This window comes from Polaribacter sp. MED152, assembly GCF_000152945.2.
Lineage (GTDB): Bacteria > Bacteroidota > Bacteroidia > Flavobacteriales > Flavobacteriaceae > Polaribacter.
The window spans coordinates 2,549,828-2,567,805 of sequence record NC_020830.1 but is presented as its reverse complement, the minus strand read 5'-3'; the positions used below and the strand labels follow the sequence as shown (position 1 = coordinate 2,567,805).

General features: G+C 29.3%; 15 protein-coding genes and 1 tRNA gene. 3 read left to right on the top strand and 13 right to left on the bottom strand.

The annotated features are described in order from the left end of the window. Nucleotides 1–1,767, bottom strand: a complete 1,767-nt coding sequence (locus MED152_RS11340; protein WP_015482027.1) for an ABC transporter ATP-binding protein — start codon at nucleotides 1,765–1,767, stop codon at nucleotides 1–3. A 3-nt stretch (nucleotides 1,768–1,770) separates the two neighbouring features. Next, nucleotides 1,771–2,496 carry a tRNA pseudouridine(38-40) synthase TruA gene (gene truA, locus MED152_RS11335; RefSeq protein WP_015482026.1) on the bottom strand — a complete coding sequence of 242 codons (726 nt, stop codon included), beginning with the start codon at nucleotides 2,494–2,496 and terminating at the stop codon, nucleotides 1,771–1,773. A gap of 101 nt (nucleotides 2,497–2,597) precedes the next feature. Here truA and MED152_RS11330 point away from each other — a divergent pair, with 101 nt between their 5' ends. After that, the gene (locus MED152_RS11330) at nucleotides 2,598–3,098 is read left to right on the top strand and encodes a metallophosphoesterase (protein WP_015482025.1); all 501 of its coding nucleotides are present in this window, start codon (nucleotides 2,598–2,600) and stop codon (nucleotides 3,096–3,098) included. Here MED152_RS11330 and MED152_RS11325 read toward each other — a convergent pair. From MED152_RS11325 to MED152_RS11310, 4 genes are all read right to left on the bottom strand, one after another. Further along, nucleotides 3,082–4,791 carry a sensor histidine kinase gene (locus MED152_RS11325; protein WP_148284815.1) on the bottom strand — a complete coding sequence of 570 codons (1,710 nt, stop codon included), beginning with the start codon at nucleotides 4,789–4,791 and terminating at the stop codon, nucleotides 3,082–3,084. The genes MED152_RS11330 and MED152_RS11325 overlap by 17 nt on opposite strands. Nucleotides 4,792–4,929: 138 nt before the next feature. After that, on the bottom strand, nucleotides 4,930–5,604 hold the full coding sequence (locus MED152_RS11320) for a hypothetical protein (protein WP_015482023.1): 675 nt from the start codon (nucleotides 5,602–5,604) through the stop codon (nucleotides 4,930–4,932). Nucleotides 5,605–5,754: 150 nt separating this feature from the next. Next, the gene (locus MED152_RS11315; RefSeq protein ID WP_015482022.1) at nucleotides 5,755–6,420 is read right to left on the bottom strand and encodes a response regulator transcription factor; all 666 of its coding nucleotides are present in this window, start codon (nucleotides 6,418–6,420) and stop codon (nucleotides 5,755–5,757) included. A gap of 269 nt (nucleotides 6,421–6,689) precedes the next feature. Continuing rightward, the gene (locus tag MED152_RS11310; RefSeq protein WP_015482021.1) at nucleotides 6,690–7,121 is read right to left on the bottom strand and encodes a DUF4293 domain-containing protein; all 432 of its coding nucleotides are present in this window, start codon (nucleotides 7,119–7,121) and stop codon (nucleotides 6,690–6,692) included. 198 nt (nucleotides 7,122–7,319) lie between these two features. Here MED152_RS11310 and rho point away from each other — a divergent pair, with 198 nt between their 5' ends. After that, a complete protein-coding gene (gene rho, locus MED152_RS11305; RefSeq protein WP_015482020.1) occupies nucleotides 7,320–8,993 on the top strand; it encodes a transcription termination factor Rho in 1,674 nt (557 codons plus the stop codon). Nucleotides 8,994–9,145: 152 nt separating this feature from the next. Here rho and MED152_RS11300 read toward each other — a convergent pair whose 3' ends face one another. The 6 genes from MED152_RS11300 to MED152_RS11270 all read right to left on the bottom strand — a co-directional run bounded on the left by MED152_RS11300 (nucleotide 9,146) and on the right by MED152_RS11270 (nucleotide 16,761). Further along, a complete protein-coding gene (locus MED152_RS11300; RefSeq protein WP_015482019.1) occupies nucleotides 9,146–11,233 on the bottom strand; it encodes a peptidylprolyl isomerase in 2,088 nt (695 codons plus the stop codon). A gap of 122 nt (nucleotides 11,234–11,355) precedes the next feature. Then, nucleotides 11,356–12,621: a hemolysin family protein gene (locus MED152_RS11295; RefSeq protein WP_015482018.1), complete on the bottom strand. Its 1,266-nt coding sequence runs from the start codon at nucleotides 12,619–12,621 to the stop codon at nucleotides 11,356–11,358. A gap of 219 nt (nucleotides 12,622–12,840) precedes the next feature. Next, on the bottom strand, nucleotides 12,841–13,407 hold the full coding sequence (gene lptC, locus MED152_RS11285) for an LPS export ABC transporter periplasmic protein LptC (protein ID WP_015482016.1): 567 nt from the start codon (nucleotides 13,405–13,407) through the stop codon (nucleotides 12,841–12,843). A gap of 2 nt (nucleotides 13,408–13,409) precedes the next feature. Next, nucleotides 13,410–14,735, bottom strand: a complete 1,326-nt coding sequence (locus tag MED152_RS11280; RefSeq protein ID WP_015482015.1) for a lipopolysaccharide assembly protein LapB — start codon at nucleotides 14,733–14,735, stop codon at nucleotides 13,410–13,412. A gap of 14 nt (nucleotides 14,736–14,749) precedes the next feature. After that, nucleotides 14,750–16,036 (bottom strand): TonB-dependent receptor, encoded by a 1,287-nt coding sequence (locus MED152_RS11275; protein ID WP_015482014.1) that lies wholly within the window; start codon nucleotides 16,034–16,036, stop codon nucleotides 14,750–14,752. Continuing rightward, entirely contained in the window at nucleotides 16,033–16,761 is a 729-nt protein-coding gene (locus MED152_RS11270) for a type III pantothenate kinase (protein WP_015482013.1), read from the bottom strand. The genes MED152_RS11275 and MED152_RS11270 overlap by 4 nt, the downstream gene beginning before the upstream one ends. Before the next feature lie 99 nt (nucleotides 16,762–16,860). Between MED152_RS11270 and MED152_RS11265 the strand changes: the two genes are divergently transcribed. Further along, nucleotides 16,861–16,933 (top strand) — tRNA-Phe (locus tag MED152_RS11265). A 91-nt stretch (nucleotides 16,934–17,024) separates the two neighbouring features. On the opposite strand, the gene MED152_RS11260 is transcribed toward MED152_RS11265, so the two are convergent. Then, nucleotides 17,025–17,909: a LysR substrate-binding domain-containing protein gene (locus MED152_RS11260; RefSeq protein ID WP_015482012.1), complete on the bottom strand. Its 885-nt coding sequence runs from the start codon at nucleotides 17,907–17,909 to the stop codon at nucleotides 17,025–17,027. Between the last annotated feature and the right edge of the window lie 69 nt (nucleotides 17,910–17,978).

Sequence of the window (17,978 nt, the reverse complement as noted above, 5' to 3'; positions counted from 1 at the left end):
CTATGAAGCTTTATCTAAACTAAATTGTTTATCATATAAGTTCTTATAATATCCATCTTGTTTCTGTAATAATTCAGAATGCGAACCTTCTTCCACAATTAAACCTTTATCCATTACAATAATTTTATCAGCTTGCTTAATAGTTGCCAATCTATGAGCAATTACAATAGAAGTACGACCTTTAGTAATTGTTTCTGTAGCATATTGAATCATTTGTTCTGAATGAGAATCTACAGAAGAAGTTGCTTCATCTAAAATTAAAATGCTAGGTTTACTAACATATGCTCTCAAAAACGCAATTAATTGTCTTTGACCAGAAGATAACATGGCTCCTCTTTCTTTAACATTGTAATGATAACCACCAGGAAGCGATTTTATAAAATCATGAATTCCTATTTGCTTGGCAGCTTCTTCTACCTCTTCTTCTGTTATACTTTTATTTTTTAGTGTGATGTTATTTAAGATTGAATCCGAAAACAGAAACACATCTTGTAAAACAATTGCAACTTGATCTCTTAAACTCTCTAAATCGTAATCAGCCACAGATACACCATCAACCGAAATTGTACCAGAATCTATTTCATAAAAACGATTGATTAGGTTGATAATTGTAGACTTACCTGCTCCTGTTGCACCAACTATGGCAATAGTTTGACCACTTTTAACCTCTAAAGAAATGCCTTTTAAAACTTCTTCATTTTCAATATAACTGAATCTAACTTTATCAAAAGAAATAGTACCTTCTAAATTTTCTGCGACGACTGTTCCGTTTTTATCAATAGTGCTCTCAGTATCTATTACTTTAAAAACTCTTTCACCAGCAACAATACCCATTTGCAATTGGTTAAACTTATCTGCAATTTGACGTAAAGGTCTAAACAACATTTGAGCAAATTGTATGAAACCCATTATCATACCTACAGTTATGCCAGTATCTTGTATAGCCTGACCACCACCAAACCAAACAATTAAACCAATACCTATTGATGATAAAATTTCGGCAATAGGAAAAAACACAGAATAATACCAAATGGCTTTTATATAAGCTTTTTTATGCTTCTGATTGATTTCTTTAAAGTTTTGATATTCTATTTTTTCTCTATTAAATAGCTGTACAATTTTCATTCCTGTAACTCGCTCTTGCACAAAACCATTTAAATTTGCTACTTGATTTCTTACTTCTTGGAAAGTTACTTTAATAGCCACTTGAAATAATTTAGTAGCATAAATTAAAATTGGCAAGATTAATAAAGTAATTAAAGCCAGTTTCCAGTTTAGAATTAACATGATTACAGTTACTGCAAACATTTTTAGAATATCACTTAAAATTGTAAACACTCCATTGCTAAAAAAAGCAGCTATTGTTTCTATGTCTGATACTACTCTAGTAACCAGTTTTCCCACCGAATTTTTATCGAAATAAGACATTTTAAACTGTAAAATATGTCTAAATATTTTAGCTCTAATATCTCTAATAATATGCTGACCAACCCAGTTTGCAAAGTAAATAAAAGTGAACTGTAACAATACCTCTATTAGTAAAACACCAAGCATAAGCATGGTATAATTCAATAAACCTTCTTTATCTTTAGTTAGGATATAATCATCTACAGTATTGATTAAAATATAAGGTGATAAAACTGAAAATAAGGCTAATAATATGGTTGAAGATGAAGCAATAAAAAAATATAACTTGTAACGTTTTGCAAAAGACATTAGTCTTTTAAAAATTTTCATATCAAAAGCATTACCTGAATTATCTGCCAAACCTTAATATTTTATCTGTGTTAAAAATAATCCTTTTGCAGGAACTGACAATCCTGCATTACCTCTATTCTTACTCTCTATAATATTTCTAAAATCGTCTATAGATATTTTACCAAAACCAACATCTAACAATGTGCCAACTATGGCTCTAACCATATTTCTTAGAAATCTATTTGCTGATATATGAAACGTTAACTCCTCACCTTTTTGTTCCCAAAAAGCTTCTGTAACATCACAATTAAAAGTATAAACCTCTGTCTTTACTTTAGAAAAAGTCTGAAAATCTGTATATTCTGTTAACAACTTTGCAGCTTCGTTCATTAACTTTAAATCTGGTTTCTGAGAATGTATTTGCCAGGAAAAATCTAATAAAAATGGATTTCTACCCAACCATATTTTGTATTCATAACTTCTAGAAACTGCATCAAACCTTGCATGCTTTTCATCATCTACTAAAAAAACCTTATAAACCACAATGTCTTTGGGCAAAATGGAATTCAACTTAAATGCAAAATCACCCTTAAGGTTTTTATCAACATCAAAATGAGCAAACATTTGTGAGGCATGAACTCCTGTATCTGTTCTTCCTGCTCCTACTACCTGAATATCTTGCTGAAAAATTGTGCTTAAAGCAGAATTCAACTTTTCTTGTACGGAAATAACATCTGGTTGAATTTGCCAACCATGATAGTTTTTTCCATTATAAGAAAGCTCTATAAAATACCTCAAGAATCTTTGATTTTCAAACGTTCAAAATTACGGAATTTATTTTGTTATACTTACTTTTGATAGGTATTGCCCACTTAAATTTTTCTTAAGATTATACATTTATGAAAAAAATACTTTTATTATCTGATACCCATAGCTATATAGATGATCAAATATTAAAATTTGTAAAACAAGCAGATGAAGTTTGGCATGCAGGAGATATTGGGAAATTAGAAGTTACTGACGCAATTAAAAAGCTAAAACCTTTGCGTGCAGTGTATGGCAATATAGATGATAAAGATGCAAGAGCAGAGTTTCCTTTAGATGCTAAATTTAGTTTGGAGCAAGTGCAAGTTTGGATGACACATATAGGTGGATATCCTAACAAATACAACCAAAGAATTAGAGAAGAAATTAATGAGAAACCACCAAAGATTTTTATTGCTGGACATTCTCACATATTAAAAGTTGTATATGATAAAAAACTAAATTTACTTCATTTAAATCCTGGTGCTGCAGGCAATCATGGGTTTCATAAAATTAGAACCATGCTTCGTTTTGAACTAAATAAGGGGAAAATTGAAAATATGGAAGTTATTGAATTGGCTAAACGTGGCTCATAATTTCACGCCCAACAATAGGCAATTCAATAGTAATTTTAGTTCCTTTTTTCTTTGAAGAATCAATATTAAAATACCCTTTCATCATGTGAATTCTAGCATCTATTTGATTGATACCTAAACCATGATTTTCGTTAATTTTTGTTTTATCAAAACCAACTCCATTATCTTTTATTGTAATGTATAGCTTACCTTCTTCCTCTTTTAGGGTAATTAAAGCCTTTTTAGCCATACTATGCTTTAGAATATTATTAATAAGCTCATTGATAATATTGTAAACTTTAATTTCGAAATTTTGATGATATCTGGCTACTTTCTCAATCTCTGTTTCTATAATAAGTTCAGAATTTGAATATTTTGTAGCGATTTCTTTAATCGCAAAATTTAAACCGAACTTTAACAAAACAGAAGACACTAGTGTGTGTGAAAGATCTCTAATTTTATGAGATGCTTCTGCAATAATTTCTTGAGTTTTATCTATTTCTAATGGTGTAGAACCATTAAACTGTTTTCTAGTTGCTTGCAAATGCAAATTTGCCGAAGATAATAGTGCACTTACACTATCGTGTAAAGTTTCAGCAATTTGCTTCCTTTCTGATTCTTTCCCATCAATAGTAGCATTTAAAATCCTAACTTGAGTTTCAGATCTTAATTTGTCTATTTGTTGATTCTGTAATAGTTTGGTTTCTGATAATTTTAAAGCGAGATTGTTTTGCTTTAAATTATTCAACTTAATCTTATAGATTAAAGAAAATATTACAAGAAGGCAAGCAATACCAACTCCTAAAAATACCCGCTGATCTTCTAATCGTTTTACTTTGGCTTTTTCTAAAAAAATCTTTTTCTGAGACTCAAAATCATATTTAAAATCAAGATCTTCAAGCATTGTTCTTATTTCTAGATCTCTTAAACTATCCTTTATGTTATACGATTTCTCTTGAGCTTCATATGCTTTGTAATCTTTTAATTCGTATAGGTTATAAGCTAAATTGAAATAAAGTTGTTCTCTTATTCTTGTTGCTCTTAAGCTTGTTTCAAATTTAATTAAATCTAATGCCTTTTTATACGTAGCTTTAGCTTGTACATAATCTTCTTGATTTAAATAATTACTTGCCAAATTACCTAAGGCTGCTGATTGAGAAATTTTATTATTTAAATTTTCATGAATTGAAATCGCGTATTTAGCATACTTCTCAGACATTTTAAATGCTGAATCTTGCATGTATATACCAGATAAATTAGAAGAAGCTTTTGCTTTAATTGACTGTATATTTTTATCTAAACCATCAATATTTATAACTTTGTCATAATAATTTTTTGCAGAATCACGATATTTTAATCCACTAATAGAGTCATTCAAACTTAAATTCAAAAATCCATTTCCGATATTTAAATATGCCTTACTTAAATAAAAATTATTCCGTAATAAAGAAGTTTTACCTTCTGAGATAATAGAATCTTCTTTAATATATTTAAGAGACCTTTTAGCGTAACTTATGGACTTTTCAACACTATTATTATTTGCAAATATTTGTGATATTATTAATGATGTTTTATACCTGGTTTTATTATCAATATCCTGATTTAGAAGATCTAATGCATTTTTTAAAGCAACTGTGTAGTCTTGCTCATCCAGCAACTTTTCTAAAGTATTATATTTTTCTAAATAGGTTGAGTCTTGTGTAGTATATAACAAAAAAGAGACCTTTGAAATCAAAGGCTCTTTATGACTTATTGATAAAACTTTAATGCTGAAGCATAAAGTTATTATCAAAAAAATATATTTTTTTGTTTTCAATTAAAAAAAGAATTGAATTTAGTTCAAAAGTAATTATTAATAGTCAATAATAATAATTGGCTTTCTAATTAAAACAGCCATACCCTTATTTGAACTACCTTCTTTATGATTTACGAAATGAATAGTTAGTGGCTCACCCTCATTCTTTTCTAAAGTTCTAGAAAAATCTGTTGTTGTTGCTTTTTTATCTTTTTCTAAATGAACTTCGTAAGCCTGCAATTCAGAATTAAATACGAAAGAAACATTAGTTTTATTCTTTACTTTAAAATCTAAAGTATAAGTACCATCACTTTCAGCTACAATACTATAATCTTTTAACCTTCTTACTTTATTAGACTTAGCACTTAAAGTAATATTATCATCCTCAACATATAAATACTCATCTTTGTTAGTTGCTGCATCAACAAACGCAATCTTCATATTTGTATCGCTAATAGTTAAATTATCAGATAAAGAGCTTTTAGTTTGTTGGTCGCTTTCTGATAAAAAATACTGCCTGGTATTACTATCAATATCTAAAAAGTTATCAACTTTTGTATTATCAGATAAGTTTAAATCTAAAGAATAAGCACCAGAAGCATCTCTTTGAATTTTGTAAGTTTTTAATAAACTAGTTTTTTGATTAGCTTCTAAAGAAGTTTCATCAGATGAACAAGATGCCAATGTTAAAGATCCTGTAACAAAGAGTGCAATTAATTTAATCGTTTTCATGGTATTTATTTAATTTGGATTTATTTTTTTTATTTAAAAAAGGTAGGCATTGCAATGTAACCATGGTTAGTAACAAGTGTAGGGACTTAAAACAATCTTTATAGGGGTAATCAATTACTATTGATTAAAGAAAATTTTAATATGTGGGGGCTACACTATTTTATTTTTTACGGCATACATTGCTAAACCTACTGCATTTTTAACTTTTAGTTTTTTTAATAATTTTTTTCTGTGTGAATCAATTGTACTAGCACTCACGTTTAATTTATCTGCTATTTCTGGTGTGCTAAGTTGCTTTGTTATTAACCTTAACACGTCTAATTCTCTCTCTGTAAGCGTTTCTAATAAAAATTTATTAGGTAAATCGCCTTGAGGCATTTGTTCTTTAGATAGTGATTGTAATAATATTTTCTGTATGTCATCACTAAAATATTGCTCTCCATTCGCTACTGCCCTTATTGCTTTCACAATATGTTCGCCAGCATAATTTTTAGTGATATATCCTTTACAACCTAGGCTCAGCATTTCTTGTACAATTTTTATATCATCGTAACTAGAAAGGATAATTACCCTTTGATCTATCTTATTACTATTAAAATGTTTAAGAACTTCAAAACCATCTAAGATTGGCATTGTAATGTCTAAAATTAGAACGTCGGCTTTGTTATTTTTATCATCGAACCAATTTGTTACCTCTTTGCCTGTTAGAGAATATCCATTTATCTCTATATCTTCGTCAGTATTTATTACAGCTATAATCCCTTCAATTAAAATTTTGTGATCATCAGCTACATGAACGTATATTTTTTGTTTCATTGTTACATTACAAATTTAAAGTACTTATTAGTTTACCACAATCCCTATTTATAGGGAAATTTAACCCTCCCCATTTATGGGGATAGGCATCCCTATTTATAGGGATACTTGATTTATAAAATATTGATAGTCAATATTTTAAATTTAACATAATTTTTGATAAAGATAGAATGATATTTTAAATCTATAAAATAAGATTTCGTATAAAATGCAAAAAACCGAGAAACTAATCTCGGTTTTTTTCGCACTAAATATACTATCTATTTGAATTATCGTAATCTATCTACAGATTTCACAAGATCTTCATCCTTTTTAATAGCTTTATTTGCCAAAACAATAAGCAAAACAACTAAAATCGGTAAGAACATCCCAATACCTTTCTCAGAAACATTTGTTTCTCCAGATAAATTTAGAGATAAATAAATCAATAACCCTAATAAAAAAAGGTTTATCAAAATTATAACACGCCCAATTACAAACTGTAATTTTCTATTTTTAAACAAAAATATTGCCATTAAAGATAGAACTGCAGACGCTAAGAACATAAAAGGAATTACTTTAACAGTTATTGCCTCTCTCGAAAACAAATCTACAACAAATATTTTTTCTTTAATTGTATTCCATAAATTAAATACAAAAATTAAACCTCCAGAAACGATTGAGGCTAAAAGTAAATATATGCTTTGAATTCTTTGAATCATTCTTTTTTATTGAGTTGCAAAAATAGAATTTCTTTTTAAAAAAAGAAAAACTTAAAAGTGAAAAAAAAAGCATATATTTGTAATATAATAACCGCACAAATTAAATTGTATAGTACTATATACAATTAAAGACAATCAAAAAAAATTTTTAAAATATCTTAAAATTTTAAGATCTATTATAACTTAATTATCATATAAATGTTCGAAATTTCTGAACTGAAAGCAAAAACTCTTGCAGATCTGCAGAAAATTGCAAAGACTATTGGTCTTACCAAAACAAGTCAACTTAAAAAATTAGATTTAGTATACCAAATACTAGACACTCAAGCAGCAAATCCTGCTTCAGCTAAAAAAGTAGAAAATACAGAAGAACCTACTAAAGCAGAAAAGCCTAAGAGAAAAAGAGTGGTAAAAAAAGCACCTGCTAAACCAACTCCAGAAAAAAAGGAAACTCCTGAAGTTAAAAATACTACTGAGGCTAGAAAAGAAACTTCTAAAGAACCTGTAAAAGAGGTTAAGAAGACAGATTCTAATGCTGCTAAAACTACATCAGTAAAAAACAATCCTGCAGATAAAAAAGTAGACTCTAAAGATAAGGACCAAAAACCTGTTCATAAGAATCAACAACGCAATAACAATAATAATCAGCAGAGAAATAACAGCAATCAAAAAAATAATAAAAATCAGAATAGAGATAAAAACAACGCTAACAGAAATCATAAATCTGGCAACAGATATAGAGATCCTGATTTTGAATTTGATGGAATTATTGAAAGTGAAGGTGTGCTAGAAATGATGCCTGATGGTTATGGTTTCTTGCGTTCTTCAGATTACAATTACCTTTCTTCTCCTGATGATATTTATGTATCTCAAAGTCAGATTAAATTATTTGGTTTAAAAACTGGAGATACTGTTAGAGGTAATGTAAGGCCACCAAAAGAAGGTGAAAAATATTTTCCTTTAATTAGAGTTTCTAAGATTAATGGTTTAAACCCAAATGTTGTAAGAGATAGAGTTTCTTTTGAACATTTAACTCCATTATTTCCTCAAGAGAAATTTAATTTAGCAGAGAAAGGTTCTTCGTTATCAACAAGAATTATCGATTTATTCTCTCCTATTGGAAAAGGGCAAAGAGGTATGATTGTAGCACAACCTAAAACAGGTAAAACTATGCTGCTTAAAGATGTTGCTAATGCAATTGCTGCCAATCATCCAGAAGTATATCAGATTGTTTTATTGATAGACGAAAGACCAGAAGAAGTAACAGATATGCAAAGAAGTGTTCGTGGAGAGGTAGTTGCTTCTACTTTTGATGAGCCAGCAGATAAACATGTACGTGTAGCAAACATTGTTTTAGAAAAAGCAAAACGTTTAGTTGAATGTGGACATGATGTTGTAATTCTATTAGATTCTATTACACGTTTGGCAAGAGCTTATAACACTGTTGCACCTGCATCTGGTAAAATTCTTTCTGGGGGTATAGATGCAAATGCATTGCACAAACCAAAACGTTTCTTTGGAGCTGCAAGAAATATAGAAAATGGTGGTTCTTTAACCATTATTGCTACTGCTCTTACAGAAACTGGTTCTAAAATGGATGAAGTAATCTTTGAAGAATTTAAAGGTACAGGAAACATGGAACTTCAGTTAGATAGAAATATTTCTAACAGACGTATTTATCCTGCAATTGATTTAATTAAATCTTCTACAAGACGTGATGATTTATTATTAGATGATAAAACAGTGCAAAGAATGTGGGTTTTACGTAAGTATTTAGCTGATATGAATCCTATTGAAGCTATGGAATTTATAAATGAAAGAATTAAGTTCTCTAAGAATAATGATGAGTTCTTAATCTCTATGAATGGTTAAAGTCACTTAAACAATATGTAAAAAGCCTTTTTGATTACTCAAAAAGGCTTTTTTATGTCGTTAATCTTAGTATCTATCTTCTTAAATTAATGGGTATAAAAAAATCCGTTCAATACAATTGAACGGATTTTTTTTAGTTATTAAAGCCTGTACTAATTACTGTACATAAAAGCTCTATTATCTTCTACATCTGAAGCCTTTTTAATAGCTTCATACATTTTAAATGTTTGTCTTTTTCTAGCTTCTGCAATACGTTTTCTGTTAGCATCGTAATTTGGTAAAGCAGTTGGCTCTTCTTTGCTTGTTAATTTAAAAGCAAATACTCCTCTATTACCTTCTACTTTGTTATATAATTTTCCAATTTCTGCATTATACATTGCACCTACAATTTTAGGCTCTACACCAACACCAGATAAAGTAGGGCTTTTTAGCGTAATGTTACTTGCAGTTCGTAAACTTGTATTGTTAGCTTTTGCAATTTCTGGTAAATCAGATCCATTGAATTTTTCAGCAATTAAAGCAGCTTTCTTTTCATTCATTAAGATTGGTCTAACTTTACTTGTAGCTTTATTCACAGACATTAAACCTTCTTCTTCTATACCTGTAACAAAAGCAACTACATGACTACCTTCTAAATCAAAACGCTTAAAAGCATTTACATCTGTTTCATTATTAAAAGCCCAACTAACTATTTGTCTTTGGTTACCAATTCCTGGTACACTTTCATCTAAAACCTTTAAACCTACTGCTGGCTTTGGCTTGTAGTTTAATTCTTTTGCAGCATCAAAGAAATTATTTTCTTTAGAAACAGCTAAAGCAAACTCTTCTGCTTGTCTAAAAACAGCATTTTCAGTTTCTTCAGAAGGCACAATATCTTTACTAAATGTTGCCATTTTAATAACCTTCTGCTTATTTTTTTGATCGTCTATTTTAATTACGTGAAATCCGAAAGGAGTCTTAACAACATCCATATCTCCTTTTTTACCTTCAAAGGTAAAATCTCTAAAAGCTGGAGTCATTCTATTGTAATTATACCAATCATATTCTCCACCTTTAACTGCTGAAGCTTGATCTGAAGAAAATTCTTTTGCTAAATCAGCAAACTTACTTTTTCTTCTTTTAACTACTGCCAATAAACTATCTGCCAATTGCTTTGCTTCCTCTTCCGTTCTTGTAACATCTGCAGCTACTCTTTGAGCACCAACAAAAGGAATTAAAATATGACTTGCTTTTACAGAATCTGGTAATTGAGTTACTTCTGTAATTTTAGATAATTTAATTGCATTTAAATCTTTATAAGGGCCAACAATGTCTCCTTCATTTGCTGCAAATAAATCATCAGCAATAATTGCGTTTACATTACTTTTAAATACATAACCTGTATTTAAACCAGTATCAGAATCATTTTCAGATAAAAATAATACATCGTTATCTGTAGTTTTAAAATCTTCTTTTAAACCAGCTACATCTAACATTATTGCTTGCTCATCTTCTGGAGTTGCAACAATATCAAATTTTACATAAGAAATATCTCTTGATGCCTCAACTTGAAATTGATCTTTATGGCTTTGAATATATGCTTCTACTTCAGATTTTTTTAATTTTACTAAACTATCTGCAATTGACGTATAAGGTACATACACAAACTGACCATTTAATTTAGTATTATCTATTAAATATTGCATTTCGCCTTCTTTTAAAGAAGCTCCTAAACCTGCAGTTACTAAATTGTTGAATGTATTTGTTTCTGCATTGTCTCTAACTTGATTCATATAGGAAGACCATTGAGCCCATAATTGCTCATTGTTTTCTTTAGTATCTGCTAAAAATTGCTTGAATTTATTTTCATCAAATAAACCAACTTCGTTTTGATACTGAGGGTTGTTTTGTACAAAAGGTGCATTTACAACTTCGTTCCAAACATCAGCCTCACCAATTGTAATACCAGCTTCGTTTAATTGATTTTTGTAGATTTTTTTTCTTACGATATTATCCCAAACTGTTTTTGCTGCTTGCATCTCAGAAGCTCTACCTCCAGTTTGTTGTTTATAACTTTCTAATTCATTAGCAAATTCTTGTCTAGAAATAGCTTCTCCATCTACCTCACCAACTTCATTTACTTTACTAGAATTGAAAAAATCACCAAGTGTTGATGGATCTAATACAAAAGCAAAAAGTGCTAATCCAATAATGATGATTAAGAACATTGAACGTTCTCTAATTTTTGATAAAACTGCCATATGATTTTTAAATTAATTTCAGTGGGCGAATATACATTTTTGCTTTTAATATTCCAACCCAATTTCTACTTATTAGTAGCTTGTTAAGTGATTTTAAGAAGTGTGTATGAGGGAACTTTAATTTAGTCTTCTAGATTAGAAATTTTAAGTGAAACCTCGTCTATTTTTGCCCCACTTATTTTAAGGATTGTTATCTCGAAATTATCTATTTCTAACACCTCTTTTTCTTCAGGAATATTTTCTGTGTGCTCTATAATAAAACCCCCTAGAGTTTCATAGGCTTCAGATTTTGGTATATTTAGGTCATACTCTTCATTCAAATAATCTACTTCTATTCTTGCAGAAAAATTAAAGTGATCATCTTTTAATTTCTCTTCTAAAAACTCTTGAGAATCATGTTCATCTTCAATCTCTCCAAACAATTCTTCTACAATATCTTCTACTGTAATCATACCAGAAGTACCTCCATATTCATCCACTACCACTGCAACACTTTTTCTTTTTTTCATTAGAGTGTTTAGAATATCGTTTATCATCATAGATTCTGGAACAATTTCTAAAGGCAACAAAATAGATTTTATAGTCTTTGGTTTTTTGAATAATTCAAATGCATTTACATAACCCAAAACATCATCTAAAGAAGTTTTATAAACTAATACTTTAGACAAACCTGTTTCTATGAATAGCTTTTTCAGATTGGTAACAGTTTCATGAATTTCTACAGAAATAATTTCTGTTCTTGGCACCATCACTTCTCTTGCTTTCACATTCTGAAAAATTAAGGCATTCTGAAAAATCTGTATTTCTGAATCTACTTCTTCATCATCATTTCCTATTTCTAATTGTTCATTAATGTAATTCCCTAATTCTTCTTTACTAAACTCTGTTTGCTGTTCATCTGAATTTGTTTTGAAAAAAACCCGCAGAAAAAAATCGGAAATTAGGGTGATGAACTCAGAGAAAAAATGAAACAAGTAATAAAATATATAAGCAGGTATTGCAAAAATTTTTAAAACCTCATTGGCGTAAATTCTAAAAATAGCCTTAGGTAAAAACTCAGCAGTTATTAAAATAATTATGGTAGATATTACTGTTTGAATTAGTAAAATAGAAAAATCATTATAACCTTCTAAAGGAAAAAGTCTTATAAGTAAACTACCCATATAATAACTGTAGATTACCAAAGAAATATTATTACCAACAAGCATTGTAGTAATAAACTTAGAAGATTTTTGGGTAATAATCGTTAGGATTTTAGGTATAAAACCAGCTCTTTTTTTCTCTAACTCAATATGCATTTTATTTGCAGAAACAAATGCAATTTCCATACCTGAAAAGAATGCAGATAATAGAATAGATATTATGATAATAATGAGTTCGACCTCCATTAAAAAAGATACGTATTACTTATTTTGGTTATTTCTTTTTTCAATTTTTTTTCTAAAATGTCTTTTAAAGAAAAACACTAATGTAATAAAAATTGAAAAGCCAAGAAACAAATAAGCTCTAGTTCTTTCTGTATTAAAACGAACTATACCTTCTACCAAACATATAAAAGCGACCATTAAATATCCATATTGAAAAAATTTCCAAATTTTAGTCATAGTTTAATTTTCTGAAGTTTCTAATTTTCCTGTTGTCTTTTTTGCGAGATGTTTAGACAAATCATCTTTAGATTCAAAACCAATACCAAATATGGTATCGTTTTCTTTGGTTAGGGTAAATGGTTTTTCTGACACGAAATACTTTGTTTTTTCATCCCAAAATAATTGTTCTGTTACTAGCTTAGATTTATCTGTATGATTCTTTACAACTACATTACCTCTAATTTCAGATATAGAGGTTTTAGAATAGGTTATAGCATAATCACCAATTATGGTTACAGAATCTACACCTTTGTTCTCAAAATTTATGATTTTAATTCCATTTGGAAACTCACTGTAAGGATGAGCTTGCCTATTACTAAAATCTAACATTTTATTGGTAATAAGCTTAGAAGTAATTCTACCAGAATCTTTATAAATATGATAAATATTTTTGGCTGTACCTACAGGTAAATTTTTATCAGCTAAAAAATCTCTAGCTTTTTGAGTGTTGTTAGAACATGAAAAAAGTACTACTGTTAATAAACAAACAGCAGTACTTTTTATAAATATTTTAAAAATGTTTTTCATCCTTAGTCGCTTGAAGCAACCTTAACAGTTTCACCTATCCAACATTTAATTGTATGTGAAGCTCCAACTTGTGCACCTTTGGTAAAAATTACTTTTTTACTTGGTAAGTTTGCTTTGTAACTTCTAATATATCTTGAAGCAGTAGATGAAATACTTGGGTCTACTCTTGCAGCAATTTGCGCTTGTCTTAATGCAGCTGCATAAACCATTCTTTTTTCGAATTCATCATCTCCACAACTGTTTACACTTGATTGATATAAGCTACCAATTAATAAATAAGCTCTACCATAGTTAGGGTTAAAACTAATTGCTTCTCTAGCTAAACTTCTTGCCTTAGACAACTGTCCTTTAGACTTCGCTGCTTGAGCAAATTTTAATTTATACTTTGCTTTCTTTAAAGGATCTGTCTCTAATTGAAAAGCTTTTTCTCTCATTGCTGCAGCTCCACTTTCATCGCCATTCTTTTCTAAAATTCCTGCATAAAATGTATATGAATCTGGTGATGGTGCTGCCTCTGCATATGCTTGAGCTAACTTCTCATACATTGGTTCATCTTGACATTCTTTTTGGAACATTCTAGATACCGCTCTTCTTAACCAAACAGAATTGGTTTTATTTGCTTCAAAGTCTCTTTCGTATAAAGGAACTAATCTCTCACAAGTTGCAATTTCAGAAATCATGTTATCTAAACCACCTTCAATTTGACCTAAAGCTTTAGAGTTCACAGTGTAAGCATAAATTTTCTTTTTATTCTTTACAGTATCTACACTTAATTTTCTTAATTGAGCTGCGTAATTATCTAATTTCTTGTTTACATTTTCCAAAACATCATCATAAGTATCGAATACTTTTTGAGGATTTGCATCTTTATTTCTATCAGTTACTCCTTGAAAATAAACATATAAGTTTTTTACACCCATTTTTGTAGGGTCAATACTGTATGCCTTTTCTAATAAAGCAAAAACTTCTTCTTCTGAACCTAATTTATTTTTTAATAAATAAGTTGCATAATCACTATGAACCTTTGCTGGGTTTTTCTTTGGAAAATACTGTAATCTTTGTTCGTAAATTCTTTTAGCTAATGCAGGGTCTTTAAGACGTTTTTCAGCCAAAGTAGAACCCAATTGATAGATACTTACAGATAAATCTTGGCAGTTATCTAACAAATAATTCAAATTAACTAAAGCGTCATCGTTCTTTTTAGAGGTATAATCACCTTTAAATAAGTTATACTTTATTTGACACTCTCTTTTTGCATCATCTTGCCCATTAGTTTTAGCAGAAATAAATAAAAGGGTTGCTGCTAGTAAAAACGTTATTTTCTTCATTTTGATAGTTTTATTTAATCTATTTTTCTTTTTACGAACCAAGTCTCAGACAAAGATAAACTTAATCTAAAATTAAAATAATTTTCTTGAATTAAATTATTTTCTGTAGTTCCTCTTTTACCAAATTCAAATCCAGCATTAATGGTAGATAATCTCTTTAGTGGTAAACCTAAACCAAAAGATATGCCAAAGTCCTTAATTTCTGTAAAATTTGTGTTAGTTCCTGTACCATCTACCAGTAAACCAGTGTTCTCAAATCGTAAACCAGCTCTATAAGTAACTCTATTCCAATAGCTTGAAATTGAATTTATTTTAGGTAAGTAATATCCTCCTAAAGAAAATCTATTCGATTTCCCATATTTGTATGCATCATTCGAATTGGCTAAAAGCCCATTTGTAGTAAAAGCATCTTGACTTTCGTACTCAACTCCTGCATACCATTTGTCTAGTTTACCAATACCAGCACCAAATGTAGATTTGATTGGTATGTTAAAACTACCATTTATGGTTGATGTAGATAAAGTATCTCTAGGAGATTCTGAACCACCATTGGCAAAAGTTAATGAGTATAAATAATCTCTTCCTGAAACATTTAATTCATGCTCTAATTTTACTGTAGCTCCTAAATCTAGCACTAAGTTATTTTTTAGTTCCTTTTTATATTGAGCACCTATTTTTAAAGCACCTCCTCTAATATCTGTATCCTCATTATATTTTGTTGCTAAAGAAACATTGTCTCTTTGGTTGATAATACTATTTTCTACATTACCAAAGCTAAAATCTGCCTCTAATCCTAAAGAAAATTCTTTGAATAATTTAATACCAAAGCTTCCATATATTTTATTAATACCTCCATTTCCAGAATAAAGCGTAATTTCTGAAGTACTACCATCTGAATTTAAAACTGCATTATTTAAAGAATATCCTACAGAAGAAAAAGGTTGTAAACCAATAGAAAAACCAGCTTTTTTACCAATTGGCACAGCTAAAGCCACATAAGTTATACTTGTTGATGTACTATTCTGACTTGTATTGGCCGTTTTTACTGTTAAATCGTTATTCAACAACCCAAAACCATAAGTCGTATAACGTAAATTTGCGTAAGCTGCTGGGTTTGTAAAGTTTAAATATTTGTAGTGGTTAAATGCAACACCAATACCTCCCATAGAATTTTGAATTACTGTATTCGTATTAAATTCTTCACCTACTCCAAAATATGAATAAGGAGATGAATTAGATCTTTGGGCCATAAAGCTTACAGAAGCAAATAGTAAAACAATTACTATAATCTTTCTAATCATTTGTTATTGTTAAAAATAAGTATTCTATTTAATCCTTCTAGGAGAAAATTTTGATTGGCAAATATGCTACTTTTTAATTGTTTTGACAAGAAATTTGTATCTCCTCCTGTTAAAACAACTGTTAAATCTGAATATTTGTTTTTGTATTGAGAAATGATGCCTTCAATTTCTTGAACAACCCCATTAACAACACCTGAATGAATACTTTCTTCTGTGCTATCACCAATAAAATAATTAGGAATTTGAGAATCTAACAAAGGTAATTTAGAAGTATAATGATTTAATGATTTGTATCTCATTTGAATTCCTGGAGAAATAGCACCCCCAAAATACTCTTTTTCTTCACTTACAAAATCATAAGTTATACAAGTACCAGCATCTATGATAAGTATATTTTGATTTTTATGTTCCAAAACAGCACCAAAAACAAGTGCTAACCTATCTAAACCTAAAGTATGAGGTGTAGCATAATTGTTTGTAAATGGCAGTTGCATTGTAGAACTAACTCTGGTTAATGGCACAATTTTATTGATATTATTGAGCAACTTTTCTGAAATTGAGGAAACATTTGCAATTATTGCTTCTTGAACTGCATATGATTCTACTATTTTTTTTATTTCAGTAATAATTTCGTCAAGCATAAAAACTTCAACCAAAAGAAGCTTATCATCCTCAAAAACAGCAGCTTTTACTCTTGTATTACCAACATCAATTGTTAAATTCATTCTTTAAATTTAAGGAATTTCAAAAATACAACACATTTTTCTCAAATTTATGTAGGAGATGTAAAAAAACATTTTATATTTGCATCCGCTAATGGTAATGGTACCTTAGCTCAGTTGGTAGAGCAAAGGACTGAAAATCCTTGTGTCCCTGGTTCGATTCCTGGAGGTACCACATTATAACCCTGTAAACATTCGTTTACAGGGTTTTTGCTTTTAGAACAATAAGTAACAGTCAAAATGATATAACTTTAGAAACCATACATTTAAATAAGTTTTAGAAATTCCTGTAAAATAGGATTGGTATTTTTCTTATTCCAAACCACAGAAAGCTTGGTCTTTTGAGGTATCATATCTAAATCTATAAACTTAATCTTATAACCTTCTTTTTTAGCTAAAGATTTTGGCACTATAGAAATTCCGAAATTATTTTCTACCAATTTAAAAATAGAACTTGAGTGAATGGTATTGTGAGAAACTATTGGAGTAAATCCACAATCATCAAAAATTTGCATCACTTTTTCATGATAAGACGCACTGTATTTCCAATCAAACAAAATAAAAGAAGCTTCTTTAAAGTCGGATATACTTTTAAAATTGGTTTTATCTACAGGATGATTTTTGGGTAATACCAAACAGAAATGCTCATTCAAAACTGTTCTAATATCTAAATCTCTAGGAATTCTTCTTAACCTTACAAAACCAACATCGATAGACAACGCCAATAAATCGTCAATTTGCTTTTTGTTATCCAACTCTTTTAAATCAAACAACACATTTGGATTCTGCTTTTCAAAATTGATTAATAATTTAGGAATTACATCCTGCATTGCAGAACCAACATACCCTATTTTTAAATCTCCCTTTTTACCATCTTGAAGCAGTTTTGCACTATCTAATGTATTTGTTAACATTTTTAATTGATTCGTAAATTCTACCTTTAAATACTCACCAACTGCAGTTAATACTACGTTTCTATTATTTCTTTCAAATAAAACTACACCTAATTCCTCCTCTAAAATTTTAATCTGTCTGCTTAATCCTGGCTGAGAAATAAATAGCTTTTCTGCGGCTTTTCTAAAATGCAATTCTTCAGCAACTGCTAAAAAATATTTGATATGACGTAATTCTATTTGATAACCTGTAAGCATTATTTAATGATATAAATGATATTATAAAGCATCAAAAGTAATTATAACTTTGTAGCAATACAACACAAT